Origin of the sequence: Rothia similimucilaginosa, from assembly GCF_029850875.1 — a bacterium.
Taxonomy (GTDB): Bacteria; Actinomycetota; Actinomycetes; order Actinomycetales; family Micrococcaceae; genus Rothia.
Window position 1 is genome coordinate 122349 of the sequence record NZ_JAOVAM010000001.1, and the last position, 19853, is coordinate 142201.

16 protein-coding genes are annotated in these 19853 nt (G+C 57.2%); 1 reads left to right on the forward strand and 15 read right to left on the reverse strand.

Features of this window, described 5'->3' with window-relative positions:
- Positions 1-142 precede the first annotated feature (142 nt).
- The 14 genes from mltG to hisS form a co-directional block, all read right to left on the reverse strand.
- Entirely contained in the window at positions 143-1336 is a 1194-nt protein-coding gene (gene mltG, locus QFX05_RS00515; protein WP_279740008.1) for an endolytic transglycosylase MltG, read from the reverse strand.
- Complete coding sequence (ruvX, locus tag QFX05_RS00520; RefSeq protein WP_005505922.1) at positions 1333-1896, reverse strand: Holliday junction resolvase RuvX; 564 nt, start codon at positions 1894-1896, stop codon at positions 1333-1335. Before ruvX ends, mltG begins: the two co-directional genes overlap by 4 nt.
- Positions 1897-1898: 2 nt before the next feature.
- A complete protein-coding gene (gene alaS / locus QFX05_RS00525) occupies positions 1899-4586 on the reverse strand; it encodes an alanine--tRNA ligase (protein WP_279740010.1) in 2688 nt (895 codons plus the stop codon).
- 132 nt (positions 4587-4718) lie between these two features.
- Positions 4719-5216 (reverse strand): peptide chain release factor 4, encoded by a 498-nt coding sequence (locus QFX05_RS00530; protein WP_279740012.1) that lies wholly within the window; start codon positions 5214-5216, stop codon positions 4719-4721.
- Positions 5216-5650, reverse strand: a complete 435-nt coding sequence (locus QFX05_RS00535) for a DUF948 domain-containing protein (RefSeq protein ID WP_279740013.1) — start codon at positions 5648-5650, stop codon at positions 5216-5218. Before QFX05_RS00535 ends, QFX05_RS00530 begins: the two co-directional genes overlap by 1 nt.
- 304 nt (positions 5651-5954) lie before the next feature.
- Complete coding sequence (gene rpsD / locus QFX05_RS00540) at positions 5955-6587, reverse strand: 30S ribosomal protein S4 (RefSeq protein WP_279740015.1); 633 nt, start codon at positions 6585-6587, stop codon at positions 5955-5957.
- 421 nt (positions 6588-7008) lie between these two features.
- Positions 7009-7521 (reverse strand): hypothetical protein, encoded by a 513-nt coding sequence (locus tag QFX05_RS00545; RefSeq protein ID WP_279740017.1) that lies wholly within the window; start codon positions 7519-7521, stop codon positions 7009-7011.
- A 305-nt stretch (positions 7522-7826) separates the two neighbouring features.
- Positions 7827-8951 carry a hypothetical protein gene (locus QFX05_RS00550; RefSeq protein ID WP_279740019.1) on the reverse strand — a complete coding sequence of 375 codons (1125 nt, stop codon included), beginning with the start codon at positions 8949-8951 and terminating at the stop codon, positions 7827-7829.
- A gap of 208 nt (positions 8952-9159) precedes the next feature.
- Positions 9160-10611: a replication-associated recombination protein A gene (locus QFX05_RS00555; RefSeq protein ID WP_279740020.1), complete on the reverse strand. Its 1452-nt coding sequence runs from the start codon at positions 10609-10611 to the stop codon at positions 9160-9162.
- 161 nt (positions 10612-10772) lie between these two features.
- Positions 10773-11207: a D-aminoacyl-tRNA deacylase gene (dtd, locus tag QFX05_RS00560; protein WP_279740022.1), complete on the reverse strand. Its 435-nt coding sequence runs from the start codon at positions 11205-11207 to the stop codon at positions 10773-10775.
- 105 nt (positions 11208-11312) lie between these two features.
- Positions 11313-11840 carry a P-loop NTPase family protein gene (locus tag QFX05_RS00565; RefSeq protein ID WP_279740024.1) on the reverse strand — a complete coding sequence of 176 codons (528 nt, stop codon included), beginning with the start codon at positions 11838-11840 and terminating at the stop codon, positions 11313-11315.
- 196 nt (positions 11841-12036) lie between these two features.
- Positions 12037-13809, reverse strand: coding sequence for an aspartate--tRNA ligase (aspS, locus tag QFX05_RS00570; protein ID WP_279740026.1), 1773 nt, complete (start codon positions 13807-13809; stop codon positions 12037-12039).
- Positions 13810-14046: 237 nt separating this feature from the next.
- Positions 14047-14454, reverse strand: coding sequence for an endonuclease domain-containing protein (locus QFX05_RS00575; RefSeq protein ID WP_279740028.1), 408 nt, complete (start codon positions 14452-14454; stop codon positions 14047-14049).
- Between the two features lie 885 nt (positions 14455-15339).
- Positions 15340-16701: a histidine--tRNA ligase gene (gene hisS, locus QFX05_RS00580; RefSeq protein ID WP_279740030.1), complete on the reverse strand. Its 1362-nt coding sequence runs from the start codon at positions 16699-16701 to the stop codon at positions 15340-15342.
- 293 nt (positions 16702-16994) lie between these two features.
- Here hisS and QFX05_RS00585 point away from each other — a divergent pair, with 293 nt between their 5' ends.
- Positions 16995-18263 (forward strand): DUF349 domain-containing protein, encoded by a 1269-nt coding sequence (locus QFX05_RS00585; protein WP_279740032.1) that lies wholly within the window; start codon positions 16995-16997, stop codon positions 18261-18263.
- Positions 18264-18475: 212 nt separating this feature from the next.
- Here the strand turns inward: QFX05_RS00585 and QFX05_RS00590 are convergent, their stop codons facing one another.
- Positions 18476-19774 carry an AlbA family DNA-binding domain-containing protein gene (locus QFX05_RS00590; RefSeq protein WP_279740034.1) on the reverse strand — a complete coding sequence of 433 codons (1299 nt, stop codon included), beginning with the start codon at positions 19772-19774 and terminating at the stop codon, positions 18476-18478.
- Positions 19775-19853 lie beyond the last annotated feature (79 nt).

Genomic DNA, 19853 nt, shown 5'->3' on the forward strand with positions numbered 1-19853 from the left:
CCACTCGAGCACGACCCAGCATTCGGGTACAGCAAAGGCGGGCACCTCCCCCACTCTCGTGGAGGCGGTACCCGCCTCAGCAAAGAACCTTCAGTCCAAAGCTACCGAATCGTAGCTACCTGCTGAACCAATCAGCTACAGCTTAGCTACAACGGTTCGGGTGCTTAGAACACCACTGGTTGTACTCTTCAACATAACGCTGGTGCTCAGCATAAGTGCGGGAATACTTGGTCTCACCGGAATCCAGATTCACAGTCACCCAGTAGAAGTACGGGTTCTTCTCGGGAGCTGCAGCAGCCTTAATCGAAGCCAGCTGCGGGGAACCAATCGGACCCTTAGGAAGACCCTTATTCGCATAAGTATTGTACTTATTGCTCTTATCGGCCTTCTGCTCTTCAGTCAGGTGGTACGAGCGGACACCCAGACCGTAGGTCACGGTCGCATCCGACTGAATCAGACCCGAGGTCTCACCGTCGGGGTTGTTCAGACGGTTCTCAATGATGCCTGCAACCGCCACGTAGTCCTTCGGCTGAGCCTCAAGTTCCACGATAGAGGCAATAGTCAGAACCTCAAAGATCTTCTGATCGCCGCTCACACCGGCTTCCTTCAGGTCAGCCTTGGTCTTATCAACCATGGTCTGAATAACCTTCTTGATGTCGGTATCCTTCGGGAAGCGGTACTCACCCGGGTGCAACCAGCCCTCAATCGACGGGAAGTTGCTCGGCACGCCGTACTGGGTGTAGTTGCTGATCGCGTCCTCAACCTGCTTGCGGGTGAACGCGCCATCGGAGCCAGAAACAATCAGATCGATGGTCTCGCTCACGCGCTTACCCTGAGGAATAGCCAGGTACAGTACGTTGCTGTTCGCCTGAATAATCGTGTTGATAGCGTTCGAGCTGCTCATGTGCTGCTGCAATTCATAGGTGCCAGGCTGCAAGTACTTACCCTTGCTCTCCTTGGCGTACACCTCAAGGAACTTATCAGCATCAGCAATGACGCCAGCATTTTCTAGCTCAGCAGCCACCTGCGCGGTGGACTGGCCGGAACGAATCGTGAAAGTTACGGTCATGCCGTTACCGCCACCCGAGTAGTCACGATTCTTGAACGGGTCGTAGCGAGTAATCAGGGCACCAGAAATGATGACCAGAGCCACGACAAACAGGGAAATTGCGCTCAGCAAAACGGCGCGGCGGCGGCGCTTACGCGCACGCAACGTAGCCACCGACACGATTTCCTGTTCCATCGTAATGCCGGTAATACCCTTACGTTCGTCCTCAGCCGTAGGCCTAAAGAGGTCGAGCCCGCTCTCTTCGGGCTGTTTATTCTGTTCGGTCACTGAAGGTTCTCCGTTTCGTTGACGGCACCAACCGCGGTCCCTTCTGACTCGGACGGTCGGTTTTCTTCGTGGGCCGGATCGCTCACCTTGTACCCGGCTACGGACTGCCCCGCCTTGAGGGCATCCAGGCTGTACTGCAAAATGTTCACAGCCGCCACCTGGTCAACCATAGTCTTGAAATCTCGGCTGGAAACCCCAGCCTCGTGCAGTGCACGGTGAGCGCTCACGGTGGTGAGTCGCTCATCCACCAGCCAAATATTAATATGTGTTTTCTCTTCGGCATCCAGCTCGGAGCGCAGAGCCTGCGCGTACTCCCTAGCCATTTCCGTGGAGGGAGAATCCCCACCACGCATGGTCTTCGGAAGCCCGACGAAAACCTCCACCACCTCGTTCACCTCAATCAGCTTGCGCAAAACACGGCGGTCAGAGTTCTTCTTCGCGTCGCGGCGTAATGTCTTGAGCGGGGTGGCAAGGATGCCGTCGGGGTCGCTGAGGGCGGTGCCGACGCGAGCATTACCCACATCGACGCCCATCCGCACTCCCCGCTGGAATTCTGCCATATTTAGGCCTGAGCCTGTGCGATAGCGTCGCGGACAGCGTCCAGTGCAGCACCAATCTTGGATGCATCCTGGCCACCACCCTGAGCGACGTCGTCCTTACCGCCGCCACCGCCGCCGAGAACACCGGCAGCGACGCGGACCAGAGCGCCAGCCTTCACGCCAGCCTCACGAGCGCCCTCATTGGTTGCCACCAGGATAACGGGGTGACCATTAGCCACACCCACCACAGCAACAACCGCAGCCTCGGAGCCGAAGCGCGAACGCAAATTCAGAGCCAGCTCACGAACGCCGTTAGCGTCCAGTTCGCCAGCGTCATGCGCCAGAACGCGAACAGAACCGATGGTCTGTGCATTCTCCAGCAACTTGCCAGCCTCAGCCTGCAGCTTCTCGCGGCGCAGCTGAGCCAGTTCCTTCTCAGCAGCCTTCAGCTTAGCCAGAGTCTGGTTAATCTTCTCCGGCAGATCAGCGGAGGACTGAACCTTCATCAGACCGGTCAGCTGGTTCACCAGGGTACGCTCAGCAGTCAGGTGGTTGAAGGAGTCCAGACCCACCAGAGCCTCAACACGGCGGTTACCGGAGCCAACAGAACCCTCAGTCAGCAGGGTCAGGGAACCAACCTCAGCGGACGAACCAACGTGGGTACCACCGCACAGCTCGCGGGAGAACTCGCCACCGATTTCAACAACACGCACCACGTCGCCGTACTTCTCGCCGAAGAGGCTCATAGCGCCAAGAGCCTTAGCCTCAGCCAGTGGCATCTCACGGGTAATCACCTGGTGGTTATCGCGAATAGCGAGGTTTGCTACCTCTTCAACCTCACGCTTAGCAGACTCGGACAGGCCCTCGCCCCATGCGAAGTCGAAGCGCAGGTAGCCTTCCTTGTTGAAGGAGCCGCGCTGAGTTGCTTCATTACCCAACACCTGGTGCAGAGCTGCGTGAATAATGTGGGTACCGGAGTGTGCCTTCTCACCGTCGCGGCGACGCTGAACGTCAACCTGTGCCACAACCTCAGCACCGGTGTGAACCTCGCCCTCACGTACAACGGCGCGGTGAACACTCAGGCCCTTCACGGGCTGCTGAACGTCCTGAACGTCAATGATGAAGCCGTTGCCGGTAATAACACCGGTATCAGCTGCCTGGCCACCAGCCTCAGCGTAGAACGGAGTCTCATCCAGGACAACCTCAATCTTGTCGCCAGCCTTAGCTGCGGGAACAGATACGCCGTCCACCAGGATTGCACGCAGGTGAGTCTCAGTACGCAGCTCGGTGTAACCGGTGAAGATGGAGCCACGCTCATCCACGAGCTTACGCAGCTCGGACAGGTCAGCGAACGCGCCCTTCTTCGCCTTAGCGTCAGCCTGTGCACGGTGACGCTGCTCAGCCATCAGCTCACGGAAAGCCTTCTCGTCAACCTTCACGCCAGCCTCAGCAGCCATCTCCAGGGTCAGGTCAATCGGGAAGCCGTAGGTGTCGTGCAGAGCAAACGCCTCAGCACCGGAAACAGCGTTGGAGCCGTCCTTCTTAGCGGCAGCAACTGCCTCTTCCAGACGCTCAGTACCGGTCTCAATGGTATGCAGGAACGCCTTCTCCTCAGCGTAGGCAATGCGGGAAATACGCTCGAAGTCATCACCCACGTACGGGAAAGCACCCTTCATAGCCTCGCAAGACGCCGGGAACAGCACGGGCAGGCAAGGCTCAGTCACGCCCAGCAGACGCATCGCACGGATAGCGCGGCGCATCAGACGGCGCAGAATGTAGCCGCGACCCTCATTGGAGGGGGTGACACCGTCAGCAATCAGCATGAGGGAGGAGCGGATGTGGTCAGCCACCACGCGCATACGCACGTCGTCCTCGTAGCCTTCGTCCTCAGGGGACTCAGAGCCGTGGTACTTCTTACCGGACAGTTTGGATGCTGCATCCAAAACCGGGCGAACCTGGTCGGTCTCGTAGAAGTTCTCAACACCCTGCAACAGCATTGCCAGGCGCTCAACACCCAGGCCGGTATCAATGTTCTTCTTCGGCAGCTCACCCAGAATCTCGAAGTCATCCTTGCCGAGGCCCTCGCCACGCTGGTACTGCATAAACACGAGGTTCCAAATCTCAATGTAACGGTCGTCGTCAGCCGCCGGGCCGCCTTCCTTACCATAGGCGGGGCCACGGTCATAGAAAATCTCCGAGTCGGGACCTGCAGGGCCGGGCTGACCAGTGGACCAGTAGTTTTCCTTCATGCCCATACGCTGAATACGCTCAGCGGGGAACCCAACGGTCTTAGTCCAAATCTCGAATGCTTCTTCGTCACCCTCGTAGATGGTGACCCACAAACGCTCGGGGTCCAGGCCAAAACCACCCTGATCCTGAGAGGTAGTCAGCAACTCGTAAGCGAAAGGAATCGCCTTCTCCTTGAAGTAATCACCGAAGGAGAAGTTACCAGCCATCTGGAAGAAGGTACCGTGACGCGCAGTCTTACCGACCTCTTCAATGTCCAGGGTGCGGATGCACTTCTGTACGCTGGTCGCGCGGGAGAACGGAGGGGTCTCACGGCCCAAAAAGTAGGGAATGAACGGCACCATACCGGCAATAGTGAACATAGCGCCGGGCTCGTTCGAAATCAGCGATGCCGAAGGCACCACAGTATGGCCGCGGGAAGCGAAGAAATCGATCCAGCGCTTAGAAATCTCCTGTGAGAGCATCTCGTTCCTTAGAGTAATCTGTGCGAAATTCTAAATTAGTCTACTGACCTATGGTGCCTGCCCGAGAGCAAAATGGCTAATTGAGCCAGTCTCGTACCGTGGTTTACGGGCGAAGACACCACGTTTTAAAACCTAGTTGAAGAAGCCGTCACCGAGCTGACGGTCACGCGCAATGCGCTGCTCACGCGCTCGCTTCTGCGCCTCTTCCAAGGAGGCAATCTCAGCCTCCACCTCAATAAGTTCACGCTCAGCCAGGCGGCGGTTCGTGGACTCAATCTCAGTCGAGCTCATCTTGCGCTCCCAGGTATCCAGGGAGCCAGGACGCAGATCCTGCTTCTGGCGCTCCACCTTAGCGTTGAGCTCCATCTCCTTTTCCTGCATGCCCTCACGCACGCGAGCGGCGAACTCAACAGCACGCAACGCATACGGCTGCAGGGGCTTGCCAATCGGCGAATCGAAGAACTTTCCCATCTGAGACTCCGGGTTGAGGGCCAGTTCACCGTGCTCACGCATGAGCAGGGCGCTGCCGGGGGTACGCTGAGCAGGTTCGGAGGCGGTGGCACGCTTGGAAGCAAAGTAACCAACCGCCGCGCCGGCGCCAAGCAGAAGAGCTGAACGAAGCAGACCCATTAGTTCTCACCACCTGCAGAGTAAGAGGACTGTGCCGAACCATACTGACCGCCAGCGTTGTTGTTGCCGGTGCCGTGTGCGTCGCCGGGCTTACCTCCGCGGAACGCCTGACGCACACCGTAGGAGAAGGACGCAACCTTAATCAGCGGCTGACCCACAGTCGAGGTCACCAGCGAGGACAGCGCAGAAACATTCGCAGACGCATCTGAAACGTTCGAGGTGATGTCGTCAACCTTCTCCAGCTGCTCATTGGTGGTTACCACAGTGCGGGTCACCTCTTCAATGAGGGGGCCGGTGCTCTGGTTCAGCGAACGAATCGTCACGATAAGCTCATCAAATACCTTAGTCAGGCGAATAATGGGTAGCGCAAGAAGAGCCACCAGAATCGCAAAAACTCCTGCTGCAATCAGGCCCGCAATATCTCCGCCGGTCATCTATAACCCCATTCCGCTCAATGCATGATGCTTATCAAATAGTCGTACAGGACCGCATGCCACCGTGGCATGCAGCCGGATTGTGCGTACAGATCAGGACTGTACACACAGTTCAATCCCTTATTTTAGTCGAAAAATCCTTCAAGCGCCCCCTAAACTCTCATGAAACTCCCAGCGACGGAAGATTCACAGGTTCAGTGGCGCCACTGCTCTCTGGTGTATATACCCAAAAACCCGCGCGTTAAACGGGAACAACCCGCCCCCACCGAACGGTGCAGGACGGGTTGCTTCTCGAAAATCGAGATTATGCCAGACGCGAGTAGTACTCAACGACCAGCTGCTCGTCGCAGATCACGGGGATCTCTTCGCGCTTGGGCTTACGCTCAAGCTTTGCGTGCAGCTTCTCAATCTCAACGTTCAGGTACGCGGGAACCTCGGGCAGAACTGCCTGGTTCTCACCTGCAGCCGCAGCCTGGAAGGGGGTGGTCTTCTCAGCCTTGGGGTGAACGTGGATCAACTGGCCGGGCTTAACCTGGAACGAGGGGCGGTCCACGCGAACGCCGTCAACCATGATGTGACGGTGAACAACCATCTGACGCGCCTGTGCAATGGTGCGGGCGAAGCCTGCACGCAGAACCAGAGCGTCGAGGCGGGTCTCGAGCAGCTCGACCATGTTCTTACCGGTCTGGCCCTCAATACGCTTTGCCTCGAGGTATGCGCGGCGCATCTGTGCCTCGCGAATGTTGTACTGAGCGCGCAGACGCTGCTTTTCCTTCAGCTGGGTAGCGTAGTTGGAGTCAGCCTTCTTGCGGGCACGGCCGTGCTGGCCGGGGCCGTAAGGACGACGCTCGAGGTACTTTTCTGCCTTCGGGGTCAGTGCAATGCCCAGGGCACGGGACTGACGCACGGTACGGCGGGGGCGGTTGTGGTTTGCCACAGTTCGTATTCCTTTTCTTTAGCGGTTGGCACGGCTCATAACGCATATACGGTGATGTGCTGAGCATTTCCCATGGGTGTGGGTGTGCCATTGTTCTGGTGGTCTGGCCTCCGGTAGGCCGCCCACGGTTTGGGCGGTGGAGAGTAGAGAGCAGCCGCACTCTCGGTACTATGAGCTACCCGATGATCAGTTTCTACCCCGTTACCGGGACGGACGCTGCGTTTTGGGTAGTCTGCCAGCCACCTTTCTAGTGTAGCCACTCAAGGTAGGTCAGGGAGGAGGAACTGACTATGATATTAAACATAGCGTCTACTGTATGCTCAACAAGCTTTTTCTGGTTTACAAATATAAGAAGTCGGCTCTAAGGGAAAAAAATCTCCTAGAGCCGACTTACTCTCATATAGGTGGAACCTTAAATTTCTTAGATGCCGTAGCCGTAGTTATCGTAAACGCTGGTATTGTTAGCAGTGTTGGTGTCTACAGCAGTGTTAGGGATGTAGTCGGTGGTAACCACAATCTTGTTACGCTTGGAGTGGTTCAAGTAGTGGCCATGAGCCCAGTCAAGACGAATCTGCTCGCCGGGACCCAGCTCACCGCGGAGGGTTACCATAAAGGTGTGGGAGTTGACACGAGCAATCTTGATCTTGGTTGACATGGGAGTAGTGAGGGTTAAAGAGGTGTTCCGGACGGGGGCACCGCTCATATCCTCGACGGTTACGTAGAAACGAGTTCCGCTGGGCAGGTTGCCTGAGGCGGAGCCTGCATTCCCTAGATAGAGCTGGCCGATGGTGGCTAGGCCGGGAACCGGAGCGAAAGAACTTACGTTGGTGTAGGCATTAACAGAGGTAGGTGCGGTAGCTGCCTCTGCAGGAGTCAGGGCTGCACCGCCCAGGGCTAGAGCGCCTACAAGGGTTGCAGTCAGGGTCTTTTTCATGATAAGTACATCATCCAATCTCTAAAGATGCGAAAGCGTGAGCAATATGTCGAGGAGGGGCCGACTACTAGGTCTCAACCAATCAGTGGCACACCTAAGATTTTAGCAAGCTAAAGGCTGACTATGTATTCGGTTTTTACTTCCTTTTATGGGGGCAAAAACACTCCATTTGCGCCTTATCAGCCCCCATGCGGGGCTTTTAGAGGGTATCACAGAGCGGGGGAGGGATATGTAACCCCTCCCCCGCTTAACCCTTTCCCTATGAGTCTAACTATAGACACAAAGAGTTGGATTTACCTTTGATCTTACCAGATACCATCGGCATACATGAGCTGGTAGCCAAGCTGGGTGTCCTGGCCACGAGTGAGTCCAACCAGCTGGGCGTTGAAGAAGGTCACAGCATTGGAGGTGGAACCATTGAAGCCGGTACCGGCAGCGCCTGCAGAGGTGGTCTTCTGGAAGGCACCAATCTCGTTGGAGTAGACGTAGCCGCTACCGGTGTAGGTAACAGCCTTGGTGTCACCGCTGGTGTCGTGAGCCCAACCAGAGAACTGGATGGTGGCACCGGCGAAACGCTTTTTGCTCTTGTTCCAGTTGTCTACACTCTTGGTGTAGGCGTTCAGCAGGCAGGCCTCGTCAACAGAGGAGCCAACGGAAGAACGGACCTCATCGAAGCTGGGGGGCAGGAAGCCAACGGGGCGAACACCAATGGCAGTGTAGATTGCGCCAGAGCCAATAACGGTACCATCACGCCAGTGGGAGTTAACGAAGTCAACAGCGTCGCCCTTGGTGGCTGCAGTGTTGGGCTTGATGGCGAAGAGCCACTTGAGATGGTTACCCTCGGCAACACCGGTCTCTTCACCGAACTCGCCAGCACCCAGGTTGTTGTAGCGGCCGTCAGCAGAGTAGACGTCGATGTAGGAAGAGGCATGGGAGACGTCGCGCTGGTTAGGAGCATTGGGATCATCCACGTTGACAGCTGCGGGAGAATCGTCAGCTACACCGGTGCTGGTGTTCCATTTGTTGTTGGCAGGCCATTCAGCAGGCATCTGGGCGGAACGGATCTTGCCGCCGCCGAAGAGCTTGTTGATAGCGGGAGAGGTGGCAACGTTACGCTGAGCGAACTCGAAGCCGAAGGGCAGCTGAGGAACGTCCAGAACACCACCGTTGGTTACCTGCACACGCAGGTTGGAGGTTCCTAGGGCACCGTTGGAGCTAGCGTTATTGTTGTACCAGAAACGAATGGTGGTGTTCTGCAGGTTGGGCAGAGCGGCCAGACGCCTCTGGAAGACAGCCTCTACCTGTGCGTCGATGTCAGCGGGGCAGGGAGAAGAAGCCGCGTAAACGGGAACCGACGCAGACGCAACAACCACAGGAGCTGCCCAGGCAACACCCTTTGCTAGGGTGCGTCGGGAAAAACCGTGAGTCATGTGTAACTTTTCCTTAAAGTATTTAGGGAGAAATAAGACGTGTAAATACCACAAAGCTCTATGAAAACACAATGCTCTCACAGATGTACTTACAACTCCTTAATTATAGACCCGTAAGCTAGAAAAGCAGACGTAATCGCCCAAGTTTCTTTCGTATTCTGTTAACCACAGAGCGTCTGGCTTCCTCTCTTTTCTTTGCAGATTTTCACTAGGCGGGCTCGCGTAGGCAGGCTATTTTTTTCAGACGCTCCCCTATCTGTCCCTCAGCCCCAAAAACTGTGGGAGTATAGTAGACCTTCCCCACCAGAGCCTCAGGGGCATATTGTTGGCGGGCCACCCCGTTCTTCTGATCGTGAGGGTAGACATAGCCCTTACCATGCCCCAGTGCAGTAGCCCCCGGGTAGTGACCATCGCGCAGATGAACCGGAACCGGCCCTGCCAAGCCCGCACGGACGTCCGCCAACGCCCCATCGATAGCCCGGTACACGGCATTCGACTTAGGGGCAGACGCTAGATGAATCGTCGCCTGCGCCAAATTCAACCGAGCCTCCGGCAGCCCCACCAGCTGAACAGCCTGAGCAGCATTCACGGCAGCAGTCAGGGCCGTGGGGTCAGCCATACCGATATCCTCACTGGCATGAACAATCAGGCGGCGGGCAATAAACCGGGGGTCCTCCCCCGCCTCAATCATGCGCGCTAGATAGTGTAGGGCAGCATCCACGTCTGAGCCACGAATCGACTTAATAAAGGCACTGGTGACGTCGTAGTGCTGATCGCCCTGCTTATCATAGTGCACCACCGACCGATTGACCGCCAAGCTCGCGTGCTCTGCCGTCACCGGCAGGGGCTGCTTGACCGAATACTCAACCCCGGCGTCCTCAGCCTCACTAAACGCAATCGCAACCGCCGCCTCCAGCGAGGTTAGGGAGCGGCGAGCATCGCCTCCAGAAACTGCCGCGAGGTGGGCGCGCGCATCCGCATCAATGACCGCCGCGCCGCCAAAACCGCGCGGGTCAGCCAACGCACGGTCAATCAGGTGCTCAATATCGGACTGCTCCAGCGAATGAACCCGCAACAGCAGCGAGCGCGAAAGCAGCGGCGAAATAATGCTGAACGACGGGTTCTCCGTCGTAGCCGCCACCAGAATCACCCAGCGGTTCTCCACGCCGGGTAGGAGCGCATCCTGCTGAGCCTTCGTGAAACGGTGAATCTCATCGAGGAAGAGTACGGTAGTCGTGCCGTACATATCGCGGTCGAGCAGCGCCTGATCCATGACAGCGCGAACATCCTTCACGCCCGCGGTAATCGCCGAAAGCTCCACGAACTTACGACCCGGCGCGCGCGCAATCACATGCGCCAGGGTGGTCTTGCCCGTACCCGGAGGGCCGTATAGAATCACCGAAGACGGGCCAGCCGGTCCGGCGTTCTCCCCCGCCAATACGCGCAAAGGCGCACCCGGAGTCAGCAGATGATCCTGGCCGAGAACCTCATCAATAGTGCGCGGACGCATACGCACCGCCAACGGTGCACGAGACGCCGAACGGGAAGAGTGCGCACGCGACGCAGAGGCACGCGAGGAGGGCTCCTCAGCGGGCGCGCCAATCAGGCTCACGCGGTCCCCGTCATCGGGCAATTCAAGATCAAAGAGGGAATCAGCCATAGTCTTACTCTATCGTTTTGCAGGCTTGAGGTGGGCGCGGGGTGCGGATTTAGCTCGCGGCGTGACGCCATACGGGTTTTCGATGGGGTTTCGATAGGTTAGTGTCTTCGCCGTGGGTTTTACACCCCGGGGCAATCCACTAACCTATCGAAAGCGCCGGCCTAGAGGGTCTCACTATCTAGGATCAGGGTTACCGGACCGTCATTGACCAGCTCCACCTGCATGTCCGCACCGAATACGCCGGTCTCCACGTGCAGGCCATGCTCACGCAACGCCTGAACATAATCGTTGAACAGCGGCTCACTCACCGCGCCGGGCGCAGCAGCAGACCAGGAGGGGCGGCGGCCCTTCTTCGCATCCCCGTACAGGGTGAACTGGCTGACCGCCAGCACGGGTGCACCCTCATCGAGCAGTGACTTTTCTCCCTCCAGCAGGCGCAGGTTCGCGGTCTTATCGGCAAGCTTCGCAATCTGCGCCGCACCGTCACCGTGCGTGATGCCGACCAGAATCAGGTAGCCGGGCTGCTCAATCGCGCCGACCGTCTCACCGTTCACGCGCACCACCGCGCGGGTCACACGCTGAATAACAGCTCGCATCGTTCACCTTTCAACTGGGTTCATCTTTCAACTTGGAGCCGGCCTTCACCGGGCTCATACATCTCACTCAACACCGCTCTCGGCGGCTGGTTTAGGGCAGCCGCCTCAGAGCACGCCGCGCAGCTGCACGGCACGCAAAAACTGGTTCGCCGCCCGCGGGGTACGAAACTCAATAAAACGCTTCTGCAGATGCTGCCCGCGAGCCTCCGCCAGCAACTCACCGACGTGCGGGTAGCTCCTCCACGTGTACCGAATCATGTTGTCCGGGTCACGCAGAATATTCTTCAATGGCGGCTCCACATTATCAGCCCACAGCCTCTGACCCGTCACCGCACGGCGCACCGTCCGGCGAACCACACGCCATATGACTACCGCACGGCTATAGCGCAAGTAAATCACCACATCCGCACGCTCCAGCAGGCGGCCACGCACCTGCGGATACTGCCACTCCGTAATCCACGCAGGCCGATCAATGAGCGCCTGAACATCCGCCTCAAAACTAGGGCGCGGAGTCCAGTTCGGACCCCAATGCAACGAGTCCATCTCCGTATGCGGAATGTCCAGGAGGCGCCCTAACCGCGCCGCGAACGTCGTCTTACCGCTACCGCTCGGGCCGGCAACCAGAATACGCATGCTCCCCTCCCCCTTTACTTAGTACACAGATCGGCACGCACGCCAGTTGAGACAAAGGGCGGGCTGTGACCCTGCACAGGCAGAATACACAGCCCACCCTCAACGGCGACCCCGGCACAACTCAACGCCCGCCGGGTCCACGCCGCACAGGCCCACACCCCTACGGGGCGCATGACCAAAGACTAGAGAAGACTAACTACTCTTCGTCCTTCTTCTTCGGCTTGAAATCAACGCCAGCTTCCTTACGCTGCTCCGGAGTAATCGGTGCAGGAGCCGCAGTCAGCGGATCGTAACCATTACCGGTCTTCGGGAACGCAATAACCTCGCGGATCGAATCAACGCCAGCCAGCAGAGACACAATACGGTCCCAACCGAACGCAATACCACCCATGGGCGGTGCGCCGTACTTGAACGCATCCAGCAGGAAGCCGAACTTCTCCTGAGCCTCTTCCTCACCAATGCCCATCACAGCGAACACGCGTTCCTGCACGTCACGGCGGTGAATACGGATCGAACCGCCACCAATCTCGTTACCGTTGCAGACAATGTCGTAAGCGTACGCCAGAGCCGAACCCGGGTCGGTGTCGAAAGTATCCATGAACTCGGGCTTCGGGGAGGTGAACGCGTGGTGCACAGCAGTCCACGCGGAGTGACCCAGAGCCACGTCACCGGACTCAGTAGCGTCAGCAGAAGACTCGAACATGGGAGCGTCAACAACCCACACGAAGGACCACTCGCCGTCCTTAATCAGGCCGGTACGGTGACCAATCTCAACACGCGCAGCACCCAGCAGTGCGCGGGAAGCCTTAGCCTCCCCAGCAGCGAAGAAGATGCAGTCGCCGGGCTTCGCGCCGGTAGCCTCAGCCAGGCCAGCACGCTCAGCATCAGTAATGTTCTTAGCAACCGGACCGGTCAGCTCGCCATCCTCCTGAATGAGGACATAAGCCAGGCCCTTAGCACCACGCTGCTTAGCCCATTCCTGCCAAGCGTCCAAAGTACGGCGAGGCTGAGAAGCACCACCGGGCATGACCACAGCACCCACGTAAGGAGCCTTGAACACGCGGAAAGTGGTGTCCTTGAAGTACTCGGTCAGCTCAGTCAGCTCCAGACCAAAACGCAGGTCAGGCTTATCCGAACCGTACTTCTCCATCGCATCCTTGTAGGTCATGCGCTGAATCGGGCGGGGAACCTTCACATCAATCAGGTTCCACACAGCCTCAACGATGCGTTCGCCCAGGTCAATGATGTCTTCCTGATCAACGAACGAAGCCTCAATGTCCAGCTGAGTGAACTCAGGCTGACGGTCCGCACGGAAATCCTCGTCACGGTAGCAGCGAGCAATCTGGTAGTACTTCTCAATACCGCCCACCTGCAGCAGCTGCTTGAACAGCTGCGGGGACTGCGGCAGCGCGTACCAAGAACCCGGAGCCAGACGAGCCGGCACCAGGAAGTCACGCGCACCCTCAGGGGTGGAACGGGTCAGGGTCGGGGTCTCAACCTCAATGTAGCCGTCCTCGGCCAGCAGGTTGCGTGCCGCACGGTTCGCGTCCGAACGCAGGCGCATGATGCGAGCCGGCTCCGGGCGGCGAAGATCCAGGTAGCGGTAGCGCAGGCGCGCCTCCTCACCCACCTCAACGTGCTCGTCAATCTGGAAAGGCAGCGGAGCGGCAGTGTTCAGCACCTCAACGGCGGACACCTCAACCTCAATCTCGCCAGTCGCCAGGTTCGGGTTCTCGTTACCCTCCGGGCGCTTAGAAACCTGGCCGGTCACGCGCAGAACGTACTCATTACGCAGGTGCTCAAAGTCAGCCTCATTGTGGAAAACGCACTGGGTGACGCCCTCGCGGTCACGCAGGTCAACGAAGGCGACACCACCGTGGTCGCGGCGGCGAGCCACCCAACCGGTCAGGGTAACAGTCTCTCCAATATTTGCGGCGGTCAGCTCGCCGTTGGTGTGAGTGCGAAGCACAGACATTCCTTTCATAGCGCGCACCTCACGACTATAGACAGTAGCCGGGTACACGCGGTTGATGATATGCGCACACTGCGTGCGCCTCATATATTGTATCCCCTCTAGGCATGTCGAGGGCAGAAAATGGGGTGAGGAGGCAGGACGCGGGTTTGTACCATAGGTTAGTATCTTTTGTCGTAGTTAAAAACCATGGCAGAAGACACTAACCTATGGTCGAAATTTGTAGCGTTAGCCTTACCGTATGAGCAGTCCCCGAAGATGGGCAATAAATTCCCGCTCTTTCTGAAAAATATCAGCCCAGGTTAGATGCACGATTCTCCAGCCGGCGCGGGTTAGAGCGCGGTCACGGGCAGCCTCGTAGCGGTCCCTGCCGGGGTGGTCCACGTATTTCTGTTCACCGTCGAACTCGAGAATGAGCCGCGCCTCGGGCCAGGCGAAGTCCACCCGATAGTTACGCCCCTCGCACGAAATCGGGTACTGCGTCATGGGGGTAGGTAACTCATGTTCCATGAGTAGGCACCGGGTGAGGCTTTCACCAGCCGACTCGCTGGATGCATCCACCGCCTGTGCCAGGAGGGGCCCTGCGGAACCGCCATAGCCGGTGAGATTCAGCAGAGTCTCGATAACTTCGTGGGGTTCCATTAGTCCCCGTCGCATGATGGAGTCGGCGAGGACTACCGCCTCCCGAAAGGGCATAGTGCGAGCGCAATCCTGCAGTGTACGAGCCACCGTTGTCACCATGACGTGTGTACCGGGTATTGCGGTCACTGCATTAGGGTCAAAACCTCGCCTATGCCTGCAGATGCGCCCTCTATCGGATGGGCTAGTGGCGGTACTGTACACATGCACGATTGAAGGCACGTTGAGTACATCTAGCCCCCAGAGTGCAGCTGCTGATGTGTGTGAGAAAACCCCCTGAAGACCCATGAGGTAGGCGGCAATGCACCGTACCGCGAGCCGCTCATCAGGAGTGAGCACCTGAGCATCGCGGGTGTAAATATAGGCTCCTCGCTGAATACGTTGCAATGTTCCTGCCGCTATCATCGCACGGATATGCCGGGCTCCAATGCCTCGTGAGTTAAGGATGCGAGGGGTGAGCACGAGAGGGTATAGCTCGGCTGCACGTGTGATTGGGCCTTGCACGGCTGGGGTTTGGGGATTCAGGATATTTACGGTATTCATGGCTTTATCCTGACAGTCTCTGCGAAGTCGTGGAATCTGTTCGTGAAATCTGTGGATAACTTCGCTGTTTTTAGGGAAATATCCACTATCCACAGGTTTAGGTTGTATCTCAGAATTTTTGTGCCATGGGTTAGTGTCTTCTGTCGTAGGTAAAAACCATGGCAGAAGACACTAACCCATGGCACAAATCTGCCCAGTACAAATCCACACAGCGCAACAAAAACCCGCCCGGCAAGGAGGTCAATCCTCCCCACCAGGCGGGTACATATCCAGGCTTAGAGTAGTCAGATACTACAGTGGCCAAACCCCACAGGGTATGACGGGCCCCTACTATTTACCTACTATTTACAGGCCCTCAGCACGCACAATCTGAACGTGCAGGTCCTCAGCCGGCGGCATCCATGAAGCCGGATCAGCAGCCACCTGCTCACCCGAACGGATGTCCTTCACCTCATGAACCGGGGCACCCGACTCATCCGAGGAAATGAACCACACGAACGGAATGCCGCGCTTCTCAGCGTACTTAATCTGCTTACCGAACTTCGCCGCATTCGCAGACACCTCGCAGGCAATGCCGCGGGCACGCAGTGCATCCGCAACATCATTCGCAGCAGACCAGCCCTCATCATTTGTCAAGGCAACGAACACAGCCGAAGGCACCTTACGGCTCGCCTGCGCAAAACCCTGCGACAGAATACGAGCCACCACACGGGTCACACCAATCGACAGGCCAACACCCGGGTATGTCTTCTTACCATTCGACGCCAGCGACTCATAACGGCCACCCGAGCAGATCGAACCCAGCGACTCGTGACCAACCAGCACAGTCTCATACACGGTGCCAGTGTAGTAGTCCAGGCCACGAGCAATCGACAGGTCAGCCAGCACCTTACCCGGCGCACGGCGAGACGCCTCCTCAATGACCTCAGCCAGCTCAGCAAGACCCTGATCCAGCAGCTCATGCTCCACCGAATACTTAGCGGCAAGCGCACGCACCTGCTCCACAAAAGAAGCATCCTCAGTGCGGATCTGCGCCAGCTCCAAGGCGGCAGCGGCAGCATCCGCGCTCGCACCAGCCTCAGCCTGCAACTCCTCAGCCACGCGCTCAACACCGATCTTCTCCAGCTTGTCAATAGAACGCAGAACAGCCGCAGTATCAGTCAAACCCAGACCCAGGTAGAAACCCTCAGCCAGCTTGCGGTTATTCACACGCAGCTTGAACTCAGGAATCGGCAGCTTCGACAGCGCATCAACAACAACCAACGCCAGGGTCACGTCGTAACGGAACGGCAGCTCGCCGTCACCAACCACGTCAATATCAGCCTGAGTGAACTCGCGGGCACGACCCTCCTGCGGACGCTCACCACGCCACACCTTCTGAATCTGGTAACGCGAGAACGGGAAATTCAGGTAACCGGCGTTCTCCACCACGTAACGGGCAAACGGCACGGTCAGGTCAAAGTGCAGAGCCAGCTTTTCCTTAGCCTTAGCAGCCTCATCCTCCTGCAGGCGAGAAATTGCGTAAACTTCCTTGTCAATCTCACCCTTGCGCAGCAGCTGCTCAATAGTCTCTACCGAACGAGTCTCAATCGGGGAGAAACCGTGCAACTCAAAAGTCTCACGCAAAGTGTCCAGAACATGATTCTCAACCAACCGCTCAGCCGGAAGGTACTCGGGAAAACCAGACAGCGAAGCCTTGCGAGCCATACGCGATACTCCTTGACAAAGAACTCGACAACAAAACCCCCGGAACACCTCCGGGCATATCTACCCATCATACCAACACCCACCCCAGCACAGCACCCACTCCCCCAGCACAACCCGCACAAACCCGCGGCTAGCAGGTTCGCCCACAACACAACACGACCAGACACTACTCACACACACCCCACAGAGGCTATGCTTAGGAGGTGCACACGCACACCCAAACGGGTGCCCACCACTGGGAACAGCGCATAGGCGCCCCACCCCCAGCACCCCCGAGTGAAAGAGTTATAGCGGTGACTACCAAACCCGACGACACTGTAAACCTCGAAAAGGCACGCCAGTACGGCCGCGTCTCCGAGGACGGCCACGTCTTCGTCATTGTCGACGGCGAAGAATACGCAGTAGGCCAGCTGCCCGGCGCCTCCGAAGAAGAAGCACTCAGCTACTTCGCCCGCAAATTTGAAAATGTCGAGGCGCAGGTTTCCCTGCTCGAATCCCGCCTCGCCAACAACGCCCCTGCCGCAGACCTGCAGAAGGGCATCACCTCCATCGGCGCACAAATCGGTGTGCGCAACATGGTCGGCGACTACACCGGCCTGCAGAAGCGCCTCATCTCCCTCGCAGAGCAGATCACTGAACTCGGCGAAAAGCAGCAGCAGGCACGCAGCGAAAACCGTGAACGCGCCCTCGCCGTCCGTGAAGAAATCGTCGCCGAAGCCGAACAGATTGCCGGCCAGGACCCTGACCAGATTCACTGGAAGAACTCCCACTCCCGCATGAACGAACTGTTCGAAGCGTGGAAGAAAGCACAGCGCGAAATTCACCTGGCAAAGAGCGTAGAGGACGAGCTGTGGAAGCGTTTCCGTGCAGCTCGCACCACCTTCGACCGCAACCGCCGCGCGCACTTCTCGCAGCTGGACGACCGCAACGCACGCATCAAGCGTGCCAAGGAAGAGCTGATTGCGCGTGCGGAAGAGCTGTCCACCTCCACTGACTGGTCTGAGGCTTCCCGCGCATACGGAGATCTGATGCGCGCCTGGAAGCAGGTACCCCGCGGCCACCGTCGTGAGGACGACAAGCTGTGGGCACGCTTCCGCGCGGCACAGGACGTGTTCTTCAACGCCCGTAACGAAGCCGAAGCAGCGCAGGACGCAGTCTACGCCGAAAACCTCAAGGTCAAGGAAGCACTGCTCGAAGAAGCACGCGCACTCCTGCCCGTCGAAGACATTGAGGCTGCAAAGGCAGCCTTCGACAAGATCCTGGACCGCTGGGATGCGGCAGGCCGCGTGCCCCGCAACGACCTGCGCCGCGTCGACGGCGAACTGCGCCGTATTCAGGACGAAATCAACGGCGCCGAAGAGGCAAAGTGGAAGCGCAACGACCCCGCCAAGGCAGCCCGGGCGAACTCCCTGCTCGCACAGATTGAGGACTCCCTCGCCGAGCTGGAGGCAGAGCTCACCGCAGCTGAGAAGGGCGGCGACTCCAAGAAGATCGCCAAGGCTAAGGAAGCTCTGGAGGCGCGCCGCGCCTGGGCAGCAACCCTGCAGGGCTTCGGCAACTAGGGTCTAGCCGGAGTTCTAGCCGACAGGTAAGTGCCCGGGGTGCTGGCTGCTAGAGGCTGGCGCCCCGGGTTACTTGTCTCATTAACGCCGAGAAGCCACATGTGTTTCAAGAAGCTACCATTATCGTGGCTTTTCGAAACGCATGTGGCTTCTGGGAGGGGCATGAAGAGACGATGCATGTACCCGCCAATATTCGATGGGGAGGAATCCGGCTAAGACTCTTCCCCAGCAATAATCTGCAAGTTCTGAATACCGCCCTGATTCACCATATCCAGAGCTAGAATACGCAACGGCGACAGAATATCCTCAATCGGTGCCAGCGGATCGATAAATGTAGACACCGGCTGAAAACGCTTAATGGGTTCAGAGTAGCTTTCATCAGTAAGAACCTGCATAAACCCGTCAAAAGTTCTCACCAAGATTGGGCTACTAGTATCGCCTACCAAGCCAACACGAATGCGGAATCCCCCAGAAGTGCGACGTTCTTTCGCATGTTCCCGAAGAAGAGAGAAGAAATCTATAAGAGCCTTCTCAATGTCGGCTGACATGCAATGATTAGGTTTTCCAACTGGATACTGATTTGAAGCGGATGGCTTATTGTATACGCCCCCGAGCTGATACGCTCCCACCAAAGTCCCGTCATCGTGCAGGTATTTGCGATATTTACCAGCAATTGTTTGAGGTAAGTTCCGAATCACCCACCGGCGCATTCCTTTGACGTGTTCTCCTTGATTCCAAATAAAATTAAATTCAGTCTCGATTTTTTCTTCTTTTGAACAATTTCCTCGCCGTGAAGCAATGAGATAGGAATAAGCCCACGGGTTAGTATGCTGAATAGCTTTATCTCTATCCACTGAACCCGCAGAGATTTTAGGGGTTACAGGAACGGCTGCGATTGCTAGGAATACGCCTTGTTCAGGGTTGAGTGCTTCTGTCGCTTCTTCAAAGTACCCCTGTAGAGTCTTTTCCTGCTCAGCCCTACGCTGGAAACGCTCACGGAAACCGCGCTCAATATCCCGATAGGTCATCGGTTTTGTATGGGGGCCGTTACGGCGTGGAGCAGAAAAATTATTCTTCTCCTCCCGAGCAAAATGGGGAGCATCCACCGAATCCGGAATATGCATTAGTACAAGATATTTTTCATCCGGGTTTTCTCCACAAGAAATTTTATTGAACTCCAGGCCTACAACCGGAGGGTCAATTTTGGTATAGGCAATATTCAACATCTGCTGTTCTTCTGTAGCAGTCCATTCACAAGGGTGTATAGATCCAGCAATATCGGATGCTCCTTCGCCCACACCATAAATAATCCATCCGCCGCCGCTATTCGCCATAGCAGCGATATCCTTAGCAATTTCTTGTTTAGATTTATCCTCTTTGAGATTTGGAACAACTCGTTTCATGTCAAAGTCCGCAGTCTCTTCCAGGCCTTCCTCAATAGCCTTTTCAATAAGCTCCAGCGTGAGATCCCCAGGCTCCAAACCCAGGGCACGGTGAATGGGTGTAAACATTAGAACTCCTTATCAAAAGAGGAAATACCCATAGAATCTGAGTGCTATCCGCCCTCAAAACTCAGTATAGATTCCTCAC

Coding starts and splice junctions, on each gene's coding strand:
- ruvX (WP_005505922.1), bottom strand. CDS start 1,896: ATGGCAGAATTCCAGCGGGGAGTGCGGATGGGCGTCGATGTGGGTAAT.
- alaS (WP_279740010.1), bottom strand. CDS start 4,586: ATGCTCTCACAGGAGATTTCTAAGCGCTGGATCGATTTCTTCGCTTCC.
- QFX05_RS00530 (WP_279740012.1), bottom strand. CDS start 5,216: ATGGGTCTGCTTCGTTCAGCTCTTCTGCTTGGCGCCGGCGCGGCGGTT.
- QFX05_RS00535 (WP_279740013.1), bottom strand. CDS start 5,650: ATGACCGGCGGAGATATTGCGGGCCTGATTGCAGCAGGAGTTTTTGCG.
- QFX05_RS00545 (WP_279740017.1), bottom strand. CDS start 7,521: ATGAAAAAGACCCTGACTGCAACCCTTGTAGGCGCTCTAGCCCTGGGC.
- QFX05_RS00550 (WP_279740019.1), bottom strand. CDS start 8,951: ATGACTCACGGTTTTTCCCGACGCACCCTAGCAAAGGGTGTTGCCTGG.
- QFX05_RS00555 (WP_279740020.1), bottom strand. CDS start 10,611: ATGGCTGATTCCCTCTTTGATCTTGAATTGCCCGATGACGGGGACCGC.
- dtd (WP_279740022.1), bottom strand. CDS start 11,207: ATGCGAGCTGTTATTCAGCGTGTGACCCGCGCGGTGGTGCGCGTGAAC.
- QFX05_RS00565 (WP_279740024.1), bottom strand. CDS start 11,840: ATGCGTATTCTGGTTGCCGGCCCGAGCGGTAGCGGTAAGACGACGTTC.
- QFX05_RS00575 (WP_279740028.1), bottom strand. CDS start 14,454: ATGGAACCCCACGAAGTTATCGAGACTCTGCTGAATCTCACCGGCTAT.
- hisS (WP_279740030.1), bottom strand. CDS start 16,701: ATGGCTCGCAAGGCTTCGCTGTCTGGTTTTCCCGAGTACCTTCCGGCT.
- QFX05_RS00590 (WP_279740034.1), bottom strand. CDS start 19,774: ATGTTTACACCCATTCACCGTGCCCTGGGTTTGGAGCCTGGGGATCTC.